A 19,651-nucleotide genomic window follows, 5' to 3' on the forward strand; every position below is an offset into this window, starting at 1 on the left:
AGACGCTCGGCTGGGACAACCCAGCCGAGCGCCTACGTGATCTACTGACAACCACATAAGCCATCAGGTGTTGCGAGGACCCCCAGAAACCGCCCGGTAGAGCAGGGGCCCCTTCTTAACCACCGTCAGGCCGCCACCGGGCCGCCGCCGGCCGCTACCGGGCCGCCGCCGGCCGCTACCGGGCCGCCGCCGGGCCGCCACCGATCGGGCGTCGGTAGCCTGACGGGATGTCCGAGATGCCGACCAAGCTGGCCGAGATCGTCGACGAGTTCGCCGCAGCCCCCCGCGACGTGGTGCTGGAGATGCTGCTGGAATACTCCGACGTCATCCCGCCGCTGCCCGAGGAGCTCGCCGGCCGGGAGGGCATGGAGCAGGTTCCCGAGTGCCAGACCGCGTTCTTCCTGCGCGCCGAGGTGAACCCGGACCGGACGGTGACCACCTGGTTCGACTGCCCGCCGGAGGCGCCGACGACCCGCGCCTTCGCCGGCATCCTCGCCGAGGGGCTGGCCGGGGCGAGCGCCGACGAGGTGCTCGCCGTGCCGGACGACCTCTACCAGCGGATGGGGCTGGCGCAGGCGATCAGCCCGCTGCGGGTCCGGGGCGGCACGGCCATCCTGGCCCGGCTCAAGCGCCAGGTCCGGGAACAGATCTCCTGATCGACGGGTTGTCGCTGGTCATGGAGATCGAGATCTACGCCGACGTCGTCTGCCCCTGGTGCTGGATCGGCAAGCGCCGGCTGGAGCAGGCGCTGGAGTCGTACGACGGTGAGGTGACCGTCCGGTATCGGCCGTTCCAGCTCGACCCGTCGCCGGTTTCGGAGCCGAAGCCGCTGGTGGAGGCGCTGGCCGCGAAGTTCGGTGGCCGGGAGCGGGCCGAGGGCATGGCCGCCCAGGTGACCCGGGTCGCCGCCGGCGTGGGGATCGACATGCGCTTCGACCGCGCGGTGCACGCCAACACCTTCGAGGCGCACCGGCTGATCCGGTTCGCCGCCGAGCGGGGCCGCTCCGCCGAGCTGGTCGAGGCGCTCTACCGGGCGCACTTCGCCGACGGTGTCGACATCGGCTCGCGGGACGCCCTGGTCAAGCTGGCCGCCGGGGTCGGCCTGGACGAGGCCGAGGCCCGGGACCATCTGGAGTCGAACCTCGGCCGCCGCGAGGTGGCGGCCGACCTGGCCGCCGCGCGCGAGCTCGGCGTCTCCAGCGTGCCGACCTTCGTGCTGGCCGGAAAGTACGCCGTCACCGGCGCCCAGGAGCCGGAGACCCTGCTCGCCGCCCTGCGCGAGGTCGAGCAGCGCGAAGCCTGACCGGGCGGCGCAGGGGGCTCGCCCAGGCGACCAGCGATCGTCGTCGATCACGTTCCACGTGAAACGGCATCGATCTACGCCGTGGGCTGGGCGGGCCTGGCCAGCCCCTCCACCACGCAGGCGCCGGGCAGCGTGCCCAGCGCCGGCCCGGGCAGGGCGATCTTGCTGTGCCGCACGCCGGAGCCGACGATCACGTACGGCGTGGCGACCACCCGCGCGTCGACCAGGATCGGCCAGTCCCCGGGCAGCCCGATCGGGGTGATCCCGCCATACTCCATGCCCGTCAGCTCCACCGCCTCGGCCATCGGGGCGAAGCTCGCCTTGCGTACGTCCAGCGCCCTGCGGGCCACCCCGTTGACGTCGGCGCGGGTGGTGGCGAGGACGACGCAGGCGGCGTACCGGATCTCGCTCCCGCGCTTACCGGCGATCACGACGCAGTTCGCCGACACGTCCAGCCCCACCTCGTACGCGGCGCAGAACGCGGCGGTGTCCGCAAGATCCGCGTCGATCGGCGCGACGAGCACCTGGTCGACGTCCACCGGCGCGGCGGCGGGCCACTGCCCGAGCGCGGCGGCCACGGGGGGCGCCAGCAGGTCTGATCGGCTCCGGGCGGGCTCGGTCTTCAACGTTCCCATCACGGCTGCGATCCTCGCACTCCCGGAAGCTGCCCGCTCGCGGGAGGCCCACCACAGGTAATGGCGCCGCGGGGCCGGTCCAGCCCCGTGCCCGGACCGGCCCCGCGGTGCGTCCCCCGCCCCGCCGGGGGAGCTGTCCGGCCCGTGAGGGCCGGTGCCGGGTCAGCCGTTCGCGACGAACGGGTTCTCCCGGACGAACGTCCGGTCCTGCGCGGCGGCGACCTCCTGGGAGCGCAGCAGGCCGGGCCGGCGGACCTCCAGGTCTTCGAGAGCGTGCCGTACGGCGAGCCGGATCACCCCGTAGAGGAAGACGAAGCCGGCGACGTAGAGGATCACGGTGGAGACGACGACCAACATGAGGTCACGGTAGGCAGACGTCGAACGGGGAGACTTCTCATCTACGGTCGGTTCCCCCGTACGTGGCGGCGAGGTGCCCTCACTGCCCGACGCTCACTGCCGGAGGCGCGCTCCCGCCGCCGGGACGACCCGTCCGGCGAGCAGGACGCCCAGCCCAGCCAGGCCGGCCGCCAACACCAGGGTCGCCGCATAGCTGAACCGGCCGGGTGCGGTGCCCGCCGCGAGCACCGCACCGGTCAGCGCCAGCACGGTCGCCGCGAACAGCGAGTCGCCCAGTTGCAGGGAGGAGCTGTTGCGGCCCTGCTCGCCGGGGGCGGACAGCTCCAGGGTGAGCACCGACAACGACGGATAGAGCAGCCCCATCCCGAGCCCGGCGGCGGCCCAGCCCAGGACGCACAGCGGCAGCGGCAGCGCCGGCCACACCGCGAGCGCCACCGTGGCGGTTCCACCGGTGATGCAGGCGAGCCCGGCGCGTACCAGCGTGGCGGACGACCGGGGCGCGAGCCGGGCCCGGAACCCGGGCAGGAGACCGCGCCGGGCCGCCGGCATGGTGACGGGCGCTGCGGAGCCGGGCGCGGGCAGCCGGCCCTGCAACCAGGACCCGGCCGACCAGGATAGCGCGCCCACGGTCAGGACCAGGCCCGCGCCGGTCGGCGTGAGCCCACGTTCCCGCGAGAGCATCAGCGGGATCACCACCTCGGCGCCGGCGAACGCGGCCGAGGCCAGCCCCCGCAGCCCCACCACCGTGGGCAGGCCCCGGCCGGCCCGCAGGAAGCCGGCCGGCAGCAGGCGCGGAGCGCAGCAGAGCAGGCCGGCGAGCCCGGCACCGACCAGGCCGACCGCGAGCACGCCGCGCTGCTGCCCCCCGTAGTGCAGCAGTGCGGCGCTCGCCCCGGCCCCGAAGGCCCAGCCGACCCGGGCCGCCGCGCCGGGCGACGGCCGGGCGACGACGAACGGCGCGAGACTGCGCAGGCCCGGCTGGACGAGCAGCAGCGCCGGAACCGCCACGGCCGGCACCGCCAGGAAGACCCACCGCCAGTTGAGGTGCTCGACGACCAGCCCGGCGATCGCCGGTCCGACCAGCGACGGGATGACCCACGCGGCAGCGAAAGCGGCGAAGATCCGGCGGTGCAGCGCCTCCGGGTACGCCCGCCCCACCACCACGTAGAGGGCCACCGACAGCAGGCCCGAGCCGAAGCCCTGCACCATCCGGCCCGCCACGAGCACGCCCATCGTCGACGCGGTGCCGGCGACGATCAGCCCGGCCACGAACCAGCCCACCCCGTGCCACACCGGTCCCCGGGGACCGCGCGCGTCGCACCACACCCCGGAGACGACCATCCCCACCACGCCGGAGGCGAAGGTGCCGCCGAAGGCGAGCCCGTAGAGGGACAGCCCGTCGAGGCTGCGGGCGACGGTGGGCATGGCGGTGCCGACGGCCAGCGCCTCGAAGGCCAGCAGCGACACCAGCGCCACCACGCCCACCGTCATGGCGCGCAGCGCGGGGGCGAACAGGTGCCCCGGGGCGGCCGGGGGCGCGACGGCGGTCATCGCCGGCCGGCCGTGCGGAAGACCCACGCCGGTGGCGGAACGGGACGCCCCCGTCGCCTACCGGCCGGTCGTTCCCGGCTCACCTCGATCCTCAGCAGTTCGATCAGCATGCCCCCAGCCTGCGACCTCAACCCGGATTCAGGTCAAGCCGAACGTGACCGGGCTCTCGCCCCACGCGAGCAGCCCGCGCGAGTCGGATCAGGCGGATTCCAGCGCCTCGCCGACCCCCTTCGCCAGCCCGGACAGGTGCTGGTCGGCGAGCAGATGCCCGGCGGTGATGACCAGCGCGAGCGGCCACTCGATGACCTGGAGCGCGGCGAGCACCCCGAGGCCCGCGTAGTAGGCCACCTTGTCCGGCGGCGGCACGGCCACCTCGCCCAGCATCGGCACCTCCACCCGGCGGCTGTACGTCCGCACCATCTCGTGCGCCCCGCTGAGGTGTCGCGTGATCGTGCTCATCCCGGCCTCCCCTGTAGTCGCCGCGCTGGCCATGACCCGAGCCGCGTTCCACCGTCGGCCCCGTCCATGCCGGCGACGGAGGAACTTCTCCGGCAGCCGGCAGAGAAATTCCCGGACGAAGGGGGCATGACGCCCGGGCGGGCGGGAAGTCAGCCCGCCGGGACCGAGCGTGGGAGGCGAGATGGCGTACGGCGGGAGCAGCGGCGGCACCGGGAAAGCCGGCCGGCGGCGCTCCGGCCGTACCGCTCGATGACCTCGCTGGGCCGGCTGGCCGGTCGCCTCCTGCCGTCGGTGACGATGCCCCTGGTCGGCGACGCGTCCCGGGCGGTCCCGCACCTCGTGGGCGACGTCTCCCGAAGTGTCGGCGTCGCCGCGACCCGGCTGGCCCGGACGGCCGGCCTGACCAGCCGCCGGGTCTGGTCCCGGCCGGGCCGCCACCACATCGAGGTGCACGGCGTCGGCCAGGACGGCGGGGACCGGCTCGCCCGCCAGGTGGAGCGGACGCTGGAGCGGCTGCCCGGGGTGGCCTGGGCCCGGGTGAACTCGCCCTCCGGCCGCGTGGTCGTGGCCGTCGAGGAACCAGAGCCGAGGTTGCGCGACCTCATCGCCACGATCGCCCGCTGCGAACGCAGCTGCGACCACGAGCCCGACCCGGAGATCCCGCCCCCGCACCCGCCCGAGGACGGGCCGCGCACCCCCCGCACCCTCGGCGCGCTCGCCTCGGACGCGCTCGGCCTGACCATCTCGGCGGCCACCCGGATCCTGCCGTTCACCCCGGTCCCGGGCGAGGTTTCCGGCCTGCTCACCGCCGTCGACCTGCACCCGAAGCTGCATGCCCTCGCCGGCCGGGGGCTGCGCGCCGACCCGCGCGCCGAGATCCTCTTCCCGCTCGCGGAGGCGGTCGTGCAGGGCCTCACCGGCGGCTGGGCCGGGATCGTGCTGGACGGCGCGCAGCGGGTCGTGCAGTGGGGCGAGGCCCGCGCCCAGCTCACCGCCTGGGCGAAGGCGGAGCCTCGGCTCACCGGCGACCCGGACCGGGCCGTCGCCCGGCTCACGGCGGCCGAACGCCCGAAGCCGAAGCCGGACGGCCCCGCCGAGCGCTTCGTGACCCGGATGCTGGCGGCGGGCACGGCGGCCGGCGCGGCGGCGGCGCCGGTGGTCGGGGGCAAGCGGGCCGCCGCGCTCGGGCTCTCCAGCCTGCCCAAGGCCCCGGGCAGTGGCCGCGAGGGGTACGCCGCCCAACTCGGCCGCATGCTCGCCCGGCGCGGCGTCATCGCCATGGACCGCAGCGTGCTGCGGGAGCTCGACCGGATCGACACGGTGGTGCTGGACGCCGCCGTGCTCGGGTCGCAGCGGGCGGTCCTCGCCGACCTCGCCCCGCTGCCCGGGGCGGACACCGGGCAGGTGGCCGCCCGCGCCTTCGCGCTGTTCGACCCGGCCGCCCCGAGCGAGTTGCGGCGTGCCGACGGGTGGCGGCTCGGTCCGCTGGACGCCGTCGGCGCGACCGACCCGGGCGACACCGACGACAGCCGGCGGCTACGCGAGGGCGGCGGCACGCTGCTCGGCCTCGTCGAGGCGGACCGCCTCGTCGCGCTGCTCCGGGTGGAACCGGAGCCCGCCCCCGGCGTGGACGCCCTGCCCGCCGCCGCCCGGCAGGCCGGCCTTCGGCTGGTGGTGGCCGGTGACGACGACGGCCGGTACGCCTTCGCCGACGCCGTCCTGCCCGGCGGCCCAGGGACCGTCGACACCGTACGCCGGTTGCAGCGCGACGGCGCGGTGGTGCTGCTGCTCTCCGCCGACCGGGCGGCGCTGGGTGCGTCCGACTGCGGGCTCGGGGTCGCCGGGCCCGACGACCTGCCACCGTGGGGGGCGCACCTGCTGGTGGGCACCGACCTGCGGGCCGCCGCCCTGATCATCGAGGCGGCGGGGGTGGCCCGCCGGATGACCGCGCAGAACATCCGGCTGTCGCTGGCCGGCACCGGGCTCGGGGCGCTCGGCGCGTTCACCGCCGACCCCCGGCAGCTCCCGGGCCGGGCGCTGGCCGCCGTCAACGGGGCCGCCGCCCTGGCCTTCCTGAACGGGGTGTGGCGGGCGGGCCGGCTGCCGGACCGGGCAGACAGCACGCCGCCGGCCCCGACGGCGTGGCACCTGATGCCGACCGACGCGGTGCTCCGCCAGCTCGACACCGGCCCCGACGGCCTCGCCGACGCCGAGGCGCAGCGCCGCATGGCCGGCCGCACCGGGGACACGCCGGGCCCGTCCGGGCTGCTGCGCGCGTTCGTCGACGAGCTGGCCAACCCGCTCACCCCCGTGCTCGCCGCCGGAGCGGTGCTCTCCGCGAGCTTCGGCTCGCTCGTCGACGCGGCCCTCGTCGGCGGGGTGGTCGGCGGGTCCGCGCTGGTCGGGGCCGTCCACCAGCGAAACACCGAACGATCGCTGGCCGAGCTGCTGTCCCGCTCGGCGGTCACCGCCCTGGTCCGCCGCGACGGCACGGAACGGACAGTCGCCGCCGAGGAACTGGTCTGCGGGGACGTGATCGTCCTCGGGCCCGGCGACGCCGTACCGGCCGACTGCCGGGTGCTCGCCACCGACGGGTTGGAGGCGGACGAGTCGTCGCTGACCGGCGAGTCGCTGCCGGTGGAAAAGTCGGCCGAACCGGTGGTCGCCGCCGCCGTCGCCGACCGGCGCTCCATGCTGTACGAGGGCACCACCGTCGCCACCGGCCACGGCACCGCCGTCGTGGTCGCCACCGGCACGGACACCGAGGCGGGACGCAGCCTGGCGCTGGCCCGGCAGTCGCCCCCGGCCAGCGGGGTGGAGGCCCGGCTCGGCAAGCTGACCGGGTCGGCCGTCCCGCTGGCCGCCGGGTCGGCGGTGGCGGTGGCCGGGGCGGGACTGCTGCGCGGCGTACCCCTGGCGGAGACGGCGGCGACCGCCGCGAACCTGGCGGTGGCGTCGGTGCCGGAGGGCCTGCCGTTCCTGGTCAGCGCCGCCCAGCTCGCCGCCGCCCGGCGGCTGGCCGAGCACGGCGCGTTGGTCCGCAACCCGCGCACCATCGAGGCGCTGGGCCGCGTCGACGTGTTGTGCTTCGACAAGACCGGCACCCTCACCGAGGGCAAGCTGCTGCTCGCCGGCGTCGGCGACGGCAGCGGCACCCGGTACGCCGCGCCGGAGGAGCTGGACGAGCCGCTGCGGGTGGCCCTGGCCGCCGCGCTGCGCGCCACCCCGGCCGGCGACCCGGACGAGCTGCCCCAGCAGACCGACCGGGCGGTACGCCGGGGCGCGGCGGCGGCCGGGGTCGACGAGCGCACCGGCGCCGACGGCTGGCAGGCGGCGGGTGGCCTGCCGTTCGAGCCGTCGCGGGGCTACCACGCCACCGTCGGGCGGACCGGCGACGGGCTGCTGCTCAGCGTCAAGGGCGCCCCGGAGACGGTGGTGCCCCGCTGCGCCGCCCGGCGCACCGCCGACGGCCACGACCGGCCGCTGGACGACGCCGGCCGGGCCGAGCTGCACCGGATGCTCGCCGAGCGGGCCGGTGCCGGGCACCGCGTCCTGGCCGTCGCCGAACGTCCCGTCGCCGTCGAGACGGTGACCGACGACGACGTGACGGGCCTCGTCTTCGTCGGCCTGCTGGCGATCGCCGACGGGGTACGCGAGTCCGCCGCGCCCGCCGTCCGCCGGATCCGGCAGGCCGGCGTGCACACCATCATGATCACCGGGGACCACCCGGCGACGGCCGAGGCGATCGCCGCCACCATCAGCCCCGACCACGGCGAGCAACGGGTGGCCACCGCCACCGACCTGGACCGGCTCGACGACGACGCGCTCGCCGAACGGCTGACCAGCGTCGACGTCGTGGCCCGCTGCACCCCCGCCCACAAGGTACGCATCATCCAGGCGTTGCAGCGCAACGGCCGGACCGTGGCGATGACCGGCGACGGCGCCAACGACGCCCCGGCGATCCGGCTCGCCGACGTCGGCATCGCCCTCGGCCAGCGGGGCACCCCCGCCGCCCGCGCCGCCGCCGACCTGGTGGTCACCGACGACCGGCTGGAGACCATCATCGCCACCCTCGTCGAGGGGCGGGCCATGTGGTCCTCCGTCCGGCACGCGCTGAGCATCCTCGTCGGCGGCAACCTCGGCGAGATCGCGTTCAGCGTGCTGAGCGCGGCCAGCACCGGCCGGTCCGCGCTCAACGGGCGGCAACTGCTCCTGGTCAACCTGCTGACCGACCTGGCGCCGGCGCTGGCCATCGCCGTCCGGCCGCCCGCCGACGGCCACGCCGACCACCTGCTACGGGAGGGCCCGGACAGCTCGCTGGGCGAGACGCTGACCAGGGAGATCGCGCTGCGGGCGGCGTCCACCACGCTGGGCGCGACGATGGGCTGGACGCTCGCCCGGTACACGGGGCGACGACGGCGGGCCGGCACGGTCGCGCTCGCCTCGCTCGTCGGCACCCAGCTCGGGCAGACCGTGCTGGCCGGCGGCACCAGCCCCACGGTGCTCGTGTCGACCGCCGCCTCCGTCGGGGCGCTGGTGCTCGTGGTGCAGACGCCGGGGGTCAGCCAGTTCTTCGGCTGCACCCCGCTCGGGCCGGTCGGCTGGGGCATCGCGGCGGGCTCGGCGCTCGGCGCGACCCTGGCCAACGGCACCCTGACCCGCCTGCTGGGTAAGGAAGGGCCCCTTGTTAACGCCTCCGGTAGAGAAGGGTCCCCTTCTCACACCTGAAGCGCGGGGCGGCGCGGAAGCGCGGGGCAGCGCGGAAGCGCGCGGCGGCGCATGGCGCACCCGGCCACCCCGCGTCAGGCGTCCGACCGCCAGGTCGCCGCCGCCCGACCCAACCGGTCGTTGACCGCCCGTCCCACGCCGACGTCTGGCACCCGCTCCGCGACGATCTCGTGCACCCCGGCCGCGTCGAGCCGGTGCAGCGCGTCGAAGAGCCGGGCCGCCGCCACCGTCAGGTCGCCCCCGGGCGACAGCACCTCGACCGCCGCCCAGTCGCCGCCCGCCGGGCGTTCCCGGAAGGCCAGCAGACCCCGCCGGGCGCCGTCGCCGGCCGCCGGCTCCGTGCCACCCATCACCCGCAACGGGGTACGCGGGGCGTAGTGCGCGGCCAGCGTCCCGGGTGCCACCGGCTGGCCGGAGCTGCCCGGGCGTACGGTCACCGGGCCGACCGCCTCGGCCAGGGTCTCCACCGGCAGCGCGCCGAGCCGCAGCACCACCGGCCGCCCGCCCCGGGCGTCCACGATGGTCGACTCGATGCCGCAGCGGGTCGGCCCGCCATCGAGCACCACGTCGACCGCGCCGCCCAGCCCCGCCACCACGTGTTCCGCCCGGGTGGGGCTGAGCTGCCCGAACCGGTTGGCGCTCGGCGCGGCGACCGGCACCCCCGCCGCCGCGATCAGCGCCCGGGCCGACGCCTCGTCCGGCACCCGCACGGCCATCGTCTCCAGCCCCGAGGTGACGATCGGCGGGATGGCGGCGGGACGGTCCACGATCAGCGTCAACGGCCCCGGCCAGAACCGCTCGGCCAGCGCCGCCACGGCCTCGGGCACCGGCCCCACCAGCCCGGCTAGGTCGGCCGCGTCGGCGAGGTGGGTGATCAGGGGGTCGAAGCTCGGCCGCTGCTTCGCCTCGAAGATCCGGGCCGCCGCGCGGGCGTCGAGGGCGTTCGCGCCCAGCCCGTAGACGGTCTCGGTGGGGAACGCCACCAGCCCCCCGTCCCGCAGGACCGAGGCCGCCTCGGCGATGCCGCTCTCGACGGGCAGGACGCGCGGGGATCCGGTGCTCACCCCCCGACGCTAACCTGCCCGGCCCCGGGGCCCCGGCTCGCCCCTTCTCCTCGCCCCGCCGGTGCGAAAGGATGCGGGCATGCTCCGGACACCGCGCGCGCTCCTGCTCGACTTCGGTGGGGTCCTCGCGGACGCGCCACCACCGCCGCCGAACCCGCCGGAGCTGGTCCAGCGGCTGTTCCGGCTCGTCGACGGCGTGGTCCCCGCCGAGCAGATCGCCCGCGACCTGACCTCCGGCGCCCACGCGTACGGGCTGTGGCGGGACGAGGAGAGCGCCGGGGAGCACCCCGTCGAGCTGGAGCACCGGCAGGTGTGGGCCAGGTTCGTCACCGGCGGCTGGCCCGCCCCGGCACGGGCCGCCGTCGACCGGGAGGCCACCCCTCTCGCGTACGCCTGGGCCTGGCACCCGGAGTGGGCCCTGCGCCCCGGCATCCGCGACGCCCTCGCCGCCGCCGCCCGTGCCGGCCTGCCGCTCGCGATCGTCAGCAACACCATCTGCGGTGCCGCCCCACGGGACTTCCTGGCCGCCGCCGGCCTCGGCACCCTGTTCACCGCGCAGCTCTACAGCGACGAGGCGGGGCTGCGTAAGCCGAACCCGGAGTTCGCCCGGCTCGCCGCCCGGGCGCTCGGCCTGCCGGTCGGCGACTGCTGGTTCGTCGGCGACAGCCGGCACCGCGACGTCGCCTGCGCCCGCCGGGCCGGGGCCGGGGCGGCGGTGCTGATGCGCTCGCCGCGCACCGACCGCGAGGAGCCCCTGCCCGGAATCGCCCCGGACGCCGTGGTCGAGGACGGGCACGGTCTGCTCGCCCTGCTCCACGAAGCCGGGGTGACCGATCCGGCCGGCTGACCAGACCGTCATGCGCCCCGACGATCGGGCACCTCACGCGTCGTGGCCGGCGGGAGTGGCTGAACCGCGCTGATCATCTGCCCGTTCGCTCATGCGTCGAACCATCACAGTTGAACGTGCGTTGAGGTCAAGCCCCGCGGACCTCGGGCGGGGAGCAGTCACGGCGACCACAACGCTGCACGACTTTGAGTGGAGCCCAGGGGACTCGAACCCCTAACCCCTGCCTTGCAAAGGCAGTGCTCTGCCAGTTGAGCTAGGGCCCCGAGGGCGGGCGGAACCGCCCGGAGCTGGCAGTCGAAGAGACGGTCAGCGCAGATCCGGCGCGGTGGTCGCCTCGTGCCACAGGGCCCGCTCGTCGTTGGAAGCCTTGACCTTCCGGGCGACCAGGGCAGCCACACCGACGACGCCGGCCAGAATCAGAAGCTTCTTGAACATGGGGCGACCCCTTGCGCTCGACAGCCGTCGGAACGATGTGCGGTGGGGCTAGCTGGAATCGAACCAGCGACCTCAGAGTTATCAGCTCTGCGCTCTAACCGACTGAGCTATAGCCCCGCGTGGCGACGGCCAAGGTTAACGCATCCGCCCGCCGCGCCCCAAATCGGGGGCCGCCGAGCGGTGCACGCCCCGCCGTACCCCCCGAAGCTACCCGGACGCACGACGCCGGGGCGACCGCTTTACGCGGCGCGCCCCGGCGTCGGACGCGGTCAGTCCCGCTCGGCGAGCGTCAGCTCGATCCCGCCGACCAGGTCGGCGCAGACGTTGTAGACGAACGCGCCGAGAGTCGCCAGCGCGGTGAACAGGACGACGTTGACCAGGCCGATCAGGGCGGAACTCAGGATCACACCCTTGGCGGTGATCTGGAAGGTGCTGCTGCTCTGCCCGCCGGCGGCCACCAGGTCGGTCAGGCTGTCGTTGACGCTCTGGAACACGCCCATCGCGTCCAGCGCCAGGTAGAGCACCGACGTGGCCACGACCACCACGATGAACAGCACGACGGAGACGGCGAACGCGAACTTCATCACGGACCACGGGTCGATCCGCTTGAGGTTCAGCCGGGCCCGGCGGGGCCCGCGCGACGCGGCCGAACTGACCGACGTACGCGCCGCGCGCACCGCGTCGCCCACGCGGGCGGCCCCGACGGCCGCCGCACCGGCCACCCCCGGCGGCAGACCGCCGCCACTGGCGGGACGGCCGACGCCGGCCGGACGGGCGCCGTCCGGCTGCGGCTTCGTCGTGGTGCCGCCCCCGATGCGCGGCAGGGTGCCCGTGACGGCGCCGCTGCCGGCCGCCGACTGCCCGCCGCCGGTCCTGATCGGCTGGGTCGTCGCCGGACGGGCCGCGCTGCCCGCCGCCACGGCCGGAGCCGCCGCCGAGGTGGGCGCGTCGATGCCGGATGTCTCGGTCTTGTCGCTCGCCCCCGAATCGTCGCCGGGGGAGTCCGGCGGCGGCGCCATACCCGGCGCCCGGGTGAACTTCGGGGCAGGCGCGTCGGCAGGGACGGTTGCCCGGCCCACGGCCGCGCGGCCGGTCGCTGGTGCGCCGCCCTTCGCGGCGGCCTCCTCGTCGACCGGGTTGGCCGAGGTCCCCTTGTTCCCCGACTTCGCCTGTGTCTCCGTCATCAACTAGTCCTGTTCGTCAGGCTCGTCGGCATTGCGAGCAATCGCCACGATAGTCACGCCGTCCGGGAGGTCCATCAGCTTGACCCCCATTGTGTTCCGGTCACGCGTACGGCGTACAGGCTTCACCGGAGTCCGGATGACGCCACCGTTGCTGGTGATCGCGAACAGCTCGTCGTCCGGGTGGATCACCACAGCGCCGACCAGACCACCGCGGCGCTCGGTGATCTTCGCAGTCAGCACGCCCTTACCTCCCCGGCCCTGCACCGGGTATTCCTCGATCGGGGTGCGTTTCGCATATCCCCCGTTCGTGGCCACCAGGACGTCCAACCCCTCGCGGACCACCTCCATGGCCAGCAGGACGTCCTCGTCGCTGAACCGCATGCCGATCACACCCGACGTGGCCCGGCCCATCGGCCGCAGCGCCTCGTCCGTGGCGTTGAAGCGGATCGCCTGCGCGTTCTTCGACACCAGCAGCAAGTCGTCGGACGGGGCGACGAGGGCAGCACCCACCAACTCGTCCTCATCGCGCAGGTTGATCGCGATGACTCCGCCGGAACGGTTGGAGTCGAACTCCTCGAGCCGCGTCTTCTTCACCAGGCCGTTCTTCGTGGCCAGTACCAGGTAGGGGGCCACCTGGTAGTTCGGAATTTCGATGATCTGCGCGATCTGCTCGTCCGCTTGGAACGCGAGCAGATTGGCCACGTGTTGGCCCTTGGCTACCCTACTGGCTTCCGGAAGCTCGTACGCCTTGGCCCGGTACACCCGGCCCTTGTTCGTGAAGAACAGGATCCAGTCGTGCGTCGAGCACACGAAGAAGTGGCTGACGATGTCGTCCTGCCGCAGCGTGGCCCCGCTGACGCCCTTGCCGCCGCGCCGCTGCGAACGGTACAGGTCGACCTTCGTCCGCTTCGCGTACCCCGTCCGGGTGATCGTGACCACCACGTCCTCGCGGGCGATCAGGTCCTCCATCGAGACCTCGCCGTCGAACGGCACGATCTTCGTGCGCCGCTCGTCGCCCCACTTCGCGACGATCTCGCCCAGCTCCTCCGAGACGATCCGCCGCTGCCGCTCCGGCTTGGCCAGGATGTCCTTCAGGTCGGCGATCTCCAGCTCCAGCTTCGCCAGGTCGTCGAGGATCCGCTGCCGCTCCAGGGCCGCCAGCCGGCGCAGCTGCATGTCCAGGATCGCGGTCGCCTGGATCTCGTCGATCTCCAGCAGCCGGATCAGGCCCTGCCGGGCGTCCTCCACGGTGGGCGAGCGCCGGATCAGGGCGATCACCTCGTCCAGGGCGTCCAGCGCCTTCGACAGGCCGCGCAGGATGTGCGCCCGCTCCTCGGCCTTGCGCAGCCGGAACGCCGTCCGCCGCCGGATCACCTCGATCTGGTGCTCGACGTAGTAGCGGATGAACTGGGCCAGGTTCAGCGTACGCGGCACCCCGTCGACCAGCGCCAGCATGTTCGCGCCGAACGTCTCCTGGAGCTGGGTGTGCTTGTAGAGGTTGTTCAGCACCACCTTGGCAACCGCGTCGCGCTTGAGCACGAGCACGATCCGCATGCCCGTACGCCCCGAGGACTCGTCCCGGATGTCGGCGATGCCCCCGAGCTTGCCCTCCTTGATCAGCTCCGCGATCCGCTCGGCCAGGTTGTCCGGGTTCACCTGGTACGGCAGCTCGCTGACCACCAGCGCCGGGCGGCCCCGCTTGTCCTCCTCGACCTCCACCACGGCCCGCATCCGGATCGACCCGCGGCCCGTGCGGTACGCGTCCTGGATCGCCTGGGTGCCCACGATCAGACCGTGGGTCGGGAAGTCCGGCCCCTTGACGATCTCGATGAGCGCGTCGAGGGTCGTCGCCTCGTCGACGTCCGGGTTCTCCAGGCACCACTGCACCGCCGCGCCGATCTCCCGCAGGTTGTGCGGCGGGATCTTCGTGGCCATGCCGACCGCGATGCCCTCGGAGCCGTTGATCAGCAGGTTCGGGATCCGCGACGGCAGGATGGTGGGCTCCTTGGCCCGGCCGTCGTAGTTGTCCTGGAGGTCGACGGTGTCCTCGTCGATGTCCCGCAGCATCTCCATCGCCAGCGGGTCGAGCTTGCACTCGGTGTTGTGGCTCACGAAGCCGTCGGAGACGAACGAGTGGTCGTCCGTGTCCACCCGGATGCTGTAGACCGGCTGCACCCCGGCGTCCGTGAGGCTGGCCACCTCGGCGTAGTAGAACCGGCCGTCGACCAGCGGCTCGACCACGTCGAGCACCTCACGCTCGGTGATCCGGGCCGCGATCTCGTCGCGGTCCCGCTCCCAGCGCTCGATCCGGTCCACGTTGTGCCGGCGCAGCCAGTCCCGCTCCGTCCACCGGGTGGCACCGTGCTCGCGGATGAAGTCGCCAACCAGCGGCACGTGGTCGCCGGGAAGCGCGGTGCTGCTCGTCGGCACCTGGGCCAGCTCCGACTCCAGCTTGGCCTGCTTGCGACCGAGGAAGCCGACCTGCTGGGCGAAGATCCGGGCGTCGCGGCGGTTGGTCACCACCACCTTGGTCTCGTCGTTGTCGTGCCGGCACTGCCGGCTGATCACGCCGAACTCCAGCAGGAGCTGCTGCACCTCACGGGCCAGCCGTTCGCTGCGGGTCGAGTACGAGATCTGGATGGTGTTGCGGGGCAGCAGCGACGACGAGCCGTCGCCCTCGAAGAGGGCTTGGAGGAAGGCCCGCTTGATCGCCGCCGGCCCCCGCCAGACGAACTCCGGCACGAACTTCGCGGCACTCCGCGCCCCGACCAACTCGCCGAGGATGCTCTCCCGCAGCGCGGAGAGGTCCTGGACGTCGATCTCGTGCAGCAGGCTGCCGGAGGCGATGGTGCGCTGGCTGACGTAGCGCGGACCGCCGACGGCGAGGTCGTAGGCCGCGAGGACCCGGACGAAGAACTCCCGGTCGGTGTTGTTGAAGCCGGCCCGTCCCTCGGACACCCAGCCCTCGCTGACGAACGCGCCGGCCAGAACTGCCGCCTCGACGTGCTCCAGCATCGGGTAGCCGATCTCCTCCGGCACCGTCCGCTGGATCACCACCCGGTCACCCGGGCCGATCTCGGCGAGTAGCTTCCACAGCAGGGTCGGCACGCCGGCCACGTCGACCAGGCAGAGCACCGGGTGGTTGTGGGTGCCGGTCAGCTCGTACCCCTCGCGGGTGCGCAGCCGCAGCGTCGGGTGCTCGCCGGAGTGGAAGAACCTGCTGGCCCGCACCAGGTCGCCGTTGCGGTCGCGGACCTTCAGGTCGACGTCGGTCTCGCTGCTCGGCGCGGCGTCGGGAACGACGTCGCCGATCCGGACCGTGCCGTCGGCCGTACGAATGCGGACATTTGCGGTGACGCAATATCTCATCGCCGCAGCCGGGTCGTTTCCGGGCGAGCCGAAGTTGCCGTTGCCGTCGACCAGCGGGTATCGCAGCGACCAGGGCTGCGCCATCCGGACGAGCGCGTCGTAGATCGCCGAGTCGCCGTGCGGGTGGAACTGACCCATCACGTCGCCGACGACCCGGGAACACTTCACGTAGCCGCGGTCCGGGCGGTAGCCGGAGTCGAACATGGCGTAGAGGATCTTGCGGTGGACCGGCTTGAGCCCGTCCCGGACGTCCGGCAGCGCCCGCCCGACGATGACGCTCATGGCGTAGTCGAGGTAGGAGCGCTGCATCTCCACCTCGAGCCCGACCGGCTCGATCCGGTCGTGCGCCACGACTGCGGCGGCGGGGGTCTCGGGGACCTCGGGCTCGCTCGGGGTGGACTCGGGGGTATCGGTCACTGTTAACCCTTATCAGAATCAGAGTCGGTTTCGTGCTGTGGATAACCGCTGTGGAAACCGGCCACACTGTGGATAACTCTGTGGATCGGCGGGCCGCCGGTGGACGGCCGGGCGGGCCCGCCGGCTCCGTCAGATGTCCAGGAAGCGGACGTCCTTGGCGTTGCGCTGGATGAACGAGCGGCGCGCCTCGACGTCCTCACCCATCAGCACGCTGAACAGCTCGTCGGCCACCGCCGCGTCGTCGAGCGTGACCTGACGCAGGGTGCGGGTCGCCGGGTTCATCGTGGTCTCCCAGAGCTCGGGGTAGTTCATCTCGCCGAGGCCCTTGAAGCGCTGGATGTCGTCCGGCTTGGCGTTGGGCTTCTTCTGCTGACGCAGCGCGATCAGCCCGTCGCGTTCGCGGTCGGAGTACGCGTACTGCGCGTCGTCGCCCTTCTTGTTCCACTTGATCTTGTAGAGCGGCGGGGCGGCCAGGTAGACGTGGCCCAGCTCGACCAGGGGCCGCATGAAGCGGAACAGCAGGGTGAGCAGCAGCGTCTGGATGTGCTGGCCGTCGACGTCGGCGTCGGCCATCAGCACCACCTTGTGGTAGCGCAGCTTCTCCATGTCGAAGTCGTCGTGGATGCCGGTGCCCAGGGCGGTGATCAGCGCCTGGACCTCGTTGTTCTTCAGCACCCGGTCGATCCGGGCCTTCTCCACGTTGAGGATCTTGCCGCGGATCGGCAGGATCGCCTGGGTGCGCGGGTCGCGGCCCTGCTTGGCCGAGCCGCCGGCCGAGTCGCCCTCGACGATGAAGACCTCGGACTCGCGCGGGTCGGTGGACTGGCAGTCGGCGAGCTTGCCCGGCATCGAGCCGGACTCCAGCAGCGACTTGCGGCGGGCCAGCTTGCGGGCCTGCTGGGCGGCGATGCGGGCCCGGGCGGCCTGGGACGCCTTGGTGATAATGATCTTCGCCTCGGCGGGGTTGCGGTCGAACCAGTCGACCAGCCACTCGTTGCAGACCCGCTGCACGAAGCTCTTCACCGGGGTGTTGCCGAGCTTGGTCTTGGTCTGGCCCTCGAACTGCGGGTTGGCCAGCTTGACCGAGATGATCGCGGCGAGGCCCTCGCGGATGTCCTCCCCGGAGAGCTTCTCGTCGCCCTTGAGCAGCTTCTTGTCCGCGCCGTAGCGGTTGACCACGCTGGTCAGCGCCGCGCGGAAGCCCTCCTCGTGGGTGCCGCCCTCGTGGGTGTTGATCGTGTTGGCGAAGGTGTAGACCGACTCGCCGTACGACTCGTTCCACTGCATGGCGATCTCGACCGACATGCCCTCCTCCTCGGCCCCGAACTCGACCACGGTCTTGTGGATCGGGTTCTTGGAGGCGTTGAGGTGCCGGACGAAGTCGGCGATGCCGCCCTTGTAGCAGAAGGTGACCTCGCGGGTCTTGCCCTCCTCGCCCTCTGCGACCCGCTCGTCGAGCAGGTGGATGGTGAGGCCCCGGTTGAGGAAGGCCATCTCCTGGAGGCGGCGGTAGATGGTCTGGAAGTCGAAGTCGACGGTCTCGAAGACGTCGGCGTCGGGCCAGAAGGCGACGGCCGAACCGGTGCGGTCGGTGGTCTCGCCCTTCTCCAGCGGCGTCGGCTTGGAGTTGGTGTACTGCTGCCGCCAGACGAAACCGGACTTGTGGATCTCCACCGCCATCTTGGTGGAGAGGGCGTTGACGACGGAGACTCCGACGCCGTGCAGACCGCCGGAGACGGCGTACGCCTTGCCGTCGAACTTGCCGCCGGCGTGCAGCACGGTGAGCGCCACCTCGACGCCCGGCTTCTTCAACTTGGGGTGCAGGTCGACCGGGAAGCCACGCCCGTTGTCGGTGACCCGGACCCCGCCGTCGGCCAGCAGCACCACGTCGATGGTGTCGCAGTAGCCGGCAAGCGCCTCGTCGACCGCGTTGTCGACGACCTCCCACACCAGGTGGTGCAGACCACGCTCGCCGGTCGACCCGATGTACATGCCCGGCCGCTTGCGGACCGCCTCCAGCCCTTCGAGGACGGTGATCGACTCGGCGCCGTACTCCTGCTTGTCCTGCGCTGCCACCCTCGGCCACTTTCTCGCGCCGCCAGCGCCGCAAGCGGCGAGTCGGGCGCGGGTTCGGCGGACAGGACGCGACGTCGGCGCGCGGGACCGGCACCGGGCGTGAACCGGGGCACGGGCCGGAGCGCCGGTCGCCGCGGATGCCCGCGGATCGCGATCGGCTCGACCCGACGTGGGACAATGATCTCGGGCCCGGTGGGCCCGTGTCCGTCGCACCGTGTCGGGTCTTCGTCTCGCCCTCAATCTTACTGTGCGCAGACGACAGAACCGCCACTCGGCACCCCTTCGCGGCGGCTGAGAACTCCGTAGCCGGCCGATCTGCGCCACCCGCGACTCCCCCTACACGCGAGCCCCGGATCGGGTGGCGGGGGAGTCGCCGGGACGCGGGGGGTGGGGGTCGCGGCAGGAGGGGCGGTGGGCGTAGGTTTGCGGCGCCCAGCGTGGCCGGTCTTGATCTTTTCCGGTCGGAACCGGACGATCGACCCGAACGCTTCGACACGTGCTCTCAAGGGGTGACGCCAGATGGGGCTGGACAACGTCGCGGTGCACTGGCCGCGGACCGGCCGCTTCTACGATCCGGTCGCACCGGCCGAGTTCGTCGACTTCGGCGAGATCGTCGACCTGCCGCAGATCTCCGCGCCGACGGCGGCCCTCGCCGAACACATCGCCAAGACCGGCACGGTCCGGGCGACCGCGTACACGGAGCTGGTCGACCTGCTGCTCGGGCTGGAGAATGTGCTCTACGCCACGGAGAACGCGGCCGAGGACGAGGATCCGGTGATCGACCCGGACGGCTGCGCCTGGATCGCCGGCGGCATCGAGCGCTTCGTGGCCGGGCACCGGCCGCACGGGGAGACGGTCACCTTCGACTCGGTCAGCGCCGTGCTGCGGGGGCTGCTCGGCGACGGTCGCCTCGCCGAGCAGCAACTGCGCTGGCTCGGCACCCGCCTGGACGCGCTGCGCGACGAGAACGGCGACCCGCCGCAGTGGGACTTCACCTGCGCCGAGCTGGGCGTGCTGGCGGCCTTCTACCGCCGCTGCGCCGACCGGGGCTTCGCCGTCTACGCCGACGCCTGACCCGCGCGGCGCGACGGGACCTCCCACGCGGCTCCATGTCGGCGACATGGCGGTATCCGGGCGGCGGGATACCGCCATGTCGCCGACCTCGCCCCGGCCGCGCGGCCCCGGGCGGGGGGGCAGCCGGACGGGGCGCGGGGGGCCCCGCCCCG

At 73.5% G+C, this 19,651-nt stretch carries 14 protein-coding genes and 2 tRNA genes; 5 read left to right on the forward strand and 11 right to left on the reverse strand.

From position 1 onward, the window contains the following. Positions 1 to 227: 227 nt before the first annotated feature. Together ACFYWL_RS28490 and ACFYWL_RS28495 are read left to right on the forward strand one after the other, a co-directional pair. Positions 228 to 656 carry a SufE family protein gene (locus ACFYWL_RS28490; protein ID WP_386978944.1) on the forward strand — a complete coding sequence of 143 codons (429 nt, stop codon included), beginning with the start codon at positions 228 to 230 and terminating at the stop codon, positions 654 to 656. Between the two features lie 20 nt (positions 657 to 676). Then, positions 677 to 1,303: a DsbA family protein gene (locus tag ACFYWL_RS28495; protein ID WP_386978947.1), complete on the forward strand. Its 627-nt coding sequence runs from the start codon at positions 677 to 679 to the stop codon at positions 1,301 to 1,303. Between the two features lie 74 nt (positions 1,304 to 1,377). Here ACFYWL_RS28495 and ACFYWL_RS28500 read toward each other — a convergent pair whose 3' ends face one another. From ACFYWL_RS28500 to ACFYWL_RS28515, 4 genes are all read right to left on the reverse strand, one after another. Next, positions 1,378 to 1,938, reverse strand: coding sequence for a YbaK/EbsC family protein (locus ACFYWL_RS28500; RefSeq protein ID WP_386978949.1), 561 nt, complete (start codon positions 1,936 to 1,938; stop codon positions 1,378 to 1,380). 162 nt (positions 1,939 to 2,100) lie between these two features. Continuing rightward, a complete protein-coding gene (locus ACFYWL_RS28505; protein ID WP_386978952.1) occupies positions 2,101 to 2,295 on the reverse strand; it encodes a hypothetical protein in 195 nt (64 codons plus the stop codon). Positions 2,296 to 2,388: 93 nt separating this feature from the next. Then, a complete protein-coding gene (locus ACFYWL_RS28510) occupies positions 2,389 to 3,846 on the reverse strand; it encodes an MFS transporter (RefSeq protein ID WP_386979074.1) in 1,458 nt (485 codons plus the stop codon). A gap of 198 nt (positions 3,847 to 4,044) precedes the next feature. Further along, positions 4,045 to 4,338, reverse strand: a complete 294-nt coding sequence (locus tag ACFYWL_RS28515) for a hypothetical protein (RefSeq protein ID WP_386978954.1) — start codon at positions 4,336 to 4,338, stop codon at positions 4,045 to 4,047. Positions 4,339 to 4,554: 216 nt separating this feature from the next. Here ACFYWL_RS28515 and ACFYWL_RS28520 point away from each other — a divergent pair, with 216 nt between their 5' ends. Continuing rightward, entirely contained in the window at positions 4,555 to 9,033 is a 4,479-nt protein-coding gene (locus tag ACFYWL_RS28520; RefSeq protein WP_386978957.1) for an HAD-IC family P-type ATPase, read from the forward strand. Between the two features lie 74 nt (positions 9,034 to 9,107). Here ACFYWL_RS28520 and ACFYWL_RS28525 read toward each other — a convergent pair whose 3' ends face one another. Next, complete coding sequence (locus ACFYWL_RS28525; protein WP_386979077.1) at positions 9,108 to 10,073, reverse strand: L-threonylcarbamoyladenylate synthase; 966 nt, start codon at positions 10,071 to 10,073, stop codon at positions 9,108 to 9,110. 103 nt (positions 10,074 to 10,176) lie between these two features. On the opposite strand from ACFYWL_RS28525, the gene ACFYWL_RS28530 reads away from it, so the two are divergent. After that, the gene (locus ACFYWL_RS28530) at positions 10,177 to 10,944 is read left to right on the forward strand and encodes an HAD-IA family hydrolase (protein WP_386978960.1); all 768 of its coding nucleotides are present in this window, start codon (positions 10,177 to 10,179) and stop codon (positions 10,942 to 10,944) included. Between the two features lie 190 nt (positions 10,945 to 11,134). Here ACFYWL_RS28530 and ACFYWL_RS28535 read toward each other — a convergent pair. From ACFYWL_RS28535 to gyrB, 6 genes are all read right to left on the reverse strand, one after another. Then, positions 11,135 to 11,207, reverse strand: a tRNA-Ala gene (locus ACFYWL_RS28535). Positions 11,208 to 11,250: 43 nt separating this feature from the next. Then, positions 11,251 to 11,379: a DLW-39 family protein gene (locus ACFYWL_RS28540; protein WP_218107428.1), complete on the reverse strand. Its 129-nt coding sequence runs from the start codon at positions 11,377 to 11,379 to the stop codon at positions 11,251 to 11,253. A gap of 43 nt (positions 11,380 to 11,422) precedes the next feature. After that, positions 11,423 to 11,496: transfer RNA gene (locus ACFYWL_RS28545), tRNA-Ile, on the reverse strand. A 152-nt stretch (positions 11,497 to 11,648) separates the two neighbouring features. Continuing rightward, positions 11,649 to 12,563: a DUF3566 domain-containing protein gene (locus ACFYWL_RS28550; protein WP_386978964.1), complete on the reverse strand. Its 915-nt coding sequence runs from the start codon at positions 12,561 to 12,563 to the stop codon at positions 11,649 to 11,651. A gap of 3 nt (positions 12,564 to 12,566) precedes the next feature. Next, a complete protein-coding gene (gyrA, locus tag ACFYWL_RS28555; RefSeq protein WP_386979081.1) occupies positions 12,567 to 16,241 on the reverse strand; it encodes an intein-containing DNA gyrase subunit A in 3,675 nt (1,224 codons plus the stop codon). A gap of 237 nt (positions 16,242 to 16,478) precedes the next feature. Continuing rightward, the gene (gene gyrB, locus ACFYWL_RS28560) at positions 16,479 to 18,425 is read right to left on the reverse strand and encodes a DNA topoisomerase (ATP-hydrolyzing) subunit B (protein WP_386978966.1); all 1,947 of its coding nucleotides are present in this window, start codon (positions 18,423 to 18,425) and stop codon (positions 16,479 to 16,481) included. Positions 18,426 to 18,944: 519 nt separating this feature from the next. Between gyrB and ACFYWL_RS28565 the strand changes: the two genes are divergently transcribed. Further along, the gene (locus tag ACFYWL_RS28565; RefSeq protein WP_386978969.1) at positions 18,945 to 19,499 is read left to right on the forward strand and encodes a hypothetical protein; all 555 of its coding nucleotides are present in this window, start codon (positions 18,945 to 18,947) and stop codon (positions 19,497 to 19,499) included. The last annotated feature ends 152 nt before the right edge of the window (positions 19,500 to 19,651 follow it).

This window comes from Micromonospora sp. NPDC002575, from assembly GCF_042889525.1.
GTDB lineage: Bacteria > Actinomycetota > Actinomycetes > Mycobacteriales > Micromonosporaceae > Micromonospora > Micromonospora carbonacea.

Coding starts and splice junctions, on each gene's coding strand:
- ACFYWL_RS28540 (WP_218107428.1), bottom strand. CDS start 11,379: ATGTTCAAGAAGCTTCTGATTCTGGCCGGCGTCGTCGGTGTGGCTGCC.
- ACFYWL_RS28505 (WP_386978952.1), bottom strand. CDS start 2,295: ATGTTGGTCGTCGTCTCCACCGTGATCCTCTACGTCGCCGGCTTCGTC.
- ACFYWL_RS28530 (WP_386978960.1), top strand. CDS start 10,177: ATGCTCCGGACACCGCGCGCGCTCCTGCTCGACTTCGGTGGGGTCCTC.
- ACFYWL_RS28490 (WP_386978944.1), top strand. CDS start 228: ATGTCCGAGATGCCGACCAAGCTGGCCGAGATCGTCGACGAGTTCGCC.
- ACFYWL_RS28550 (WP_386978964.1), bottom strand. CDS start 12,563: ATGACGGAGACACAGGCGAAGTCGGGGAACAAGGGGACCTCGGCCAAC.
- ACFYWL_RS28500 (WP_386978949.1), bottom strand. CDS start 1,938: ATGGGAACGTTGAAGACCGAGCCCGCCCGGAGCCGATCAGACCTGCTG.
- ACFYWL_RS28495 (WP_386978947.1), top strand. CDS start 677: ATGGAGATCGAGATCTACGCCGACGTCGTCTGCCCCTGGTGCTGGATC.
- ACFYWL_RS28510 (WP_386979074.1), bottom strand. CDS start 3,846: ATGACCGCCGTCGCGCCCCCGGCCGCCCCGGGGCACCTGTTCGCCCCC.
- ACFYWL_RS28520 (WP_386978957.1), top strand. CDS start 4,555: ATGACCTCGCTGGGCCGGCTGGCCGGTCGCCTCCTGCCGTCGGTGACG.
- ACFYWL_RS28565 (WP_386978969.1), top strand. CDS start 18,945: ATGGGGCTGGACAACGTCGCGGTGCACTGGCCGCGGACCGGCCGCTTC.
- ACFYWL_RS28515 (WP_386978954.1), bottom strand. CDS start 4,338: ATGGCCAGCGCGGCGACTACAGGGGAGGCCGGGATGAGCACGATCACG.
- gyrA (WP_386979081.1), bottom strand. CDS start 16,241: ATGCAGCGCTCCTACCTCGACTACGCCATGAGCGTCATCGTCGGGCGG.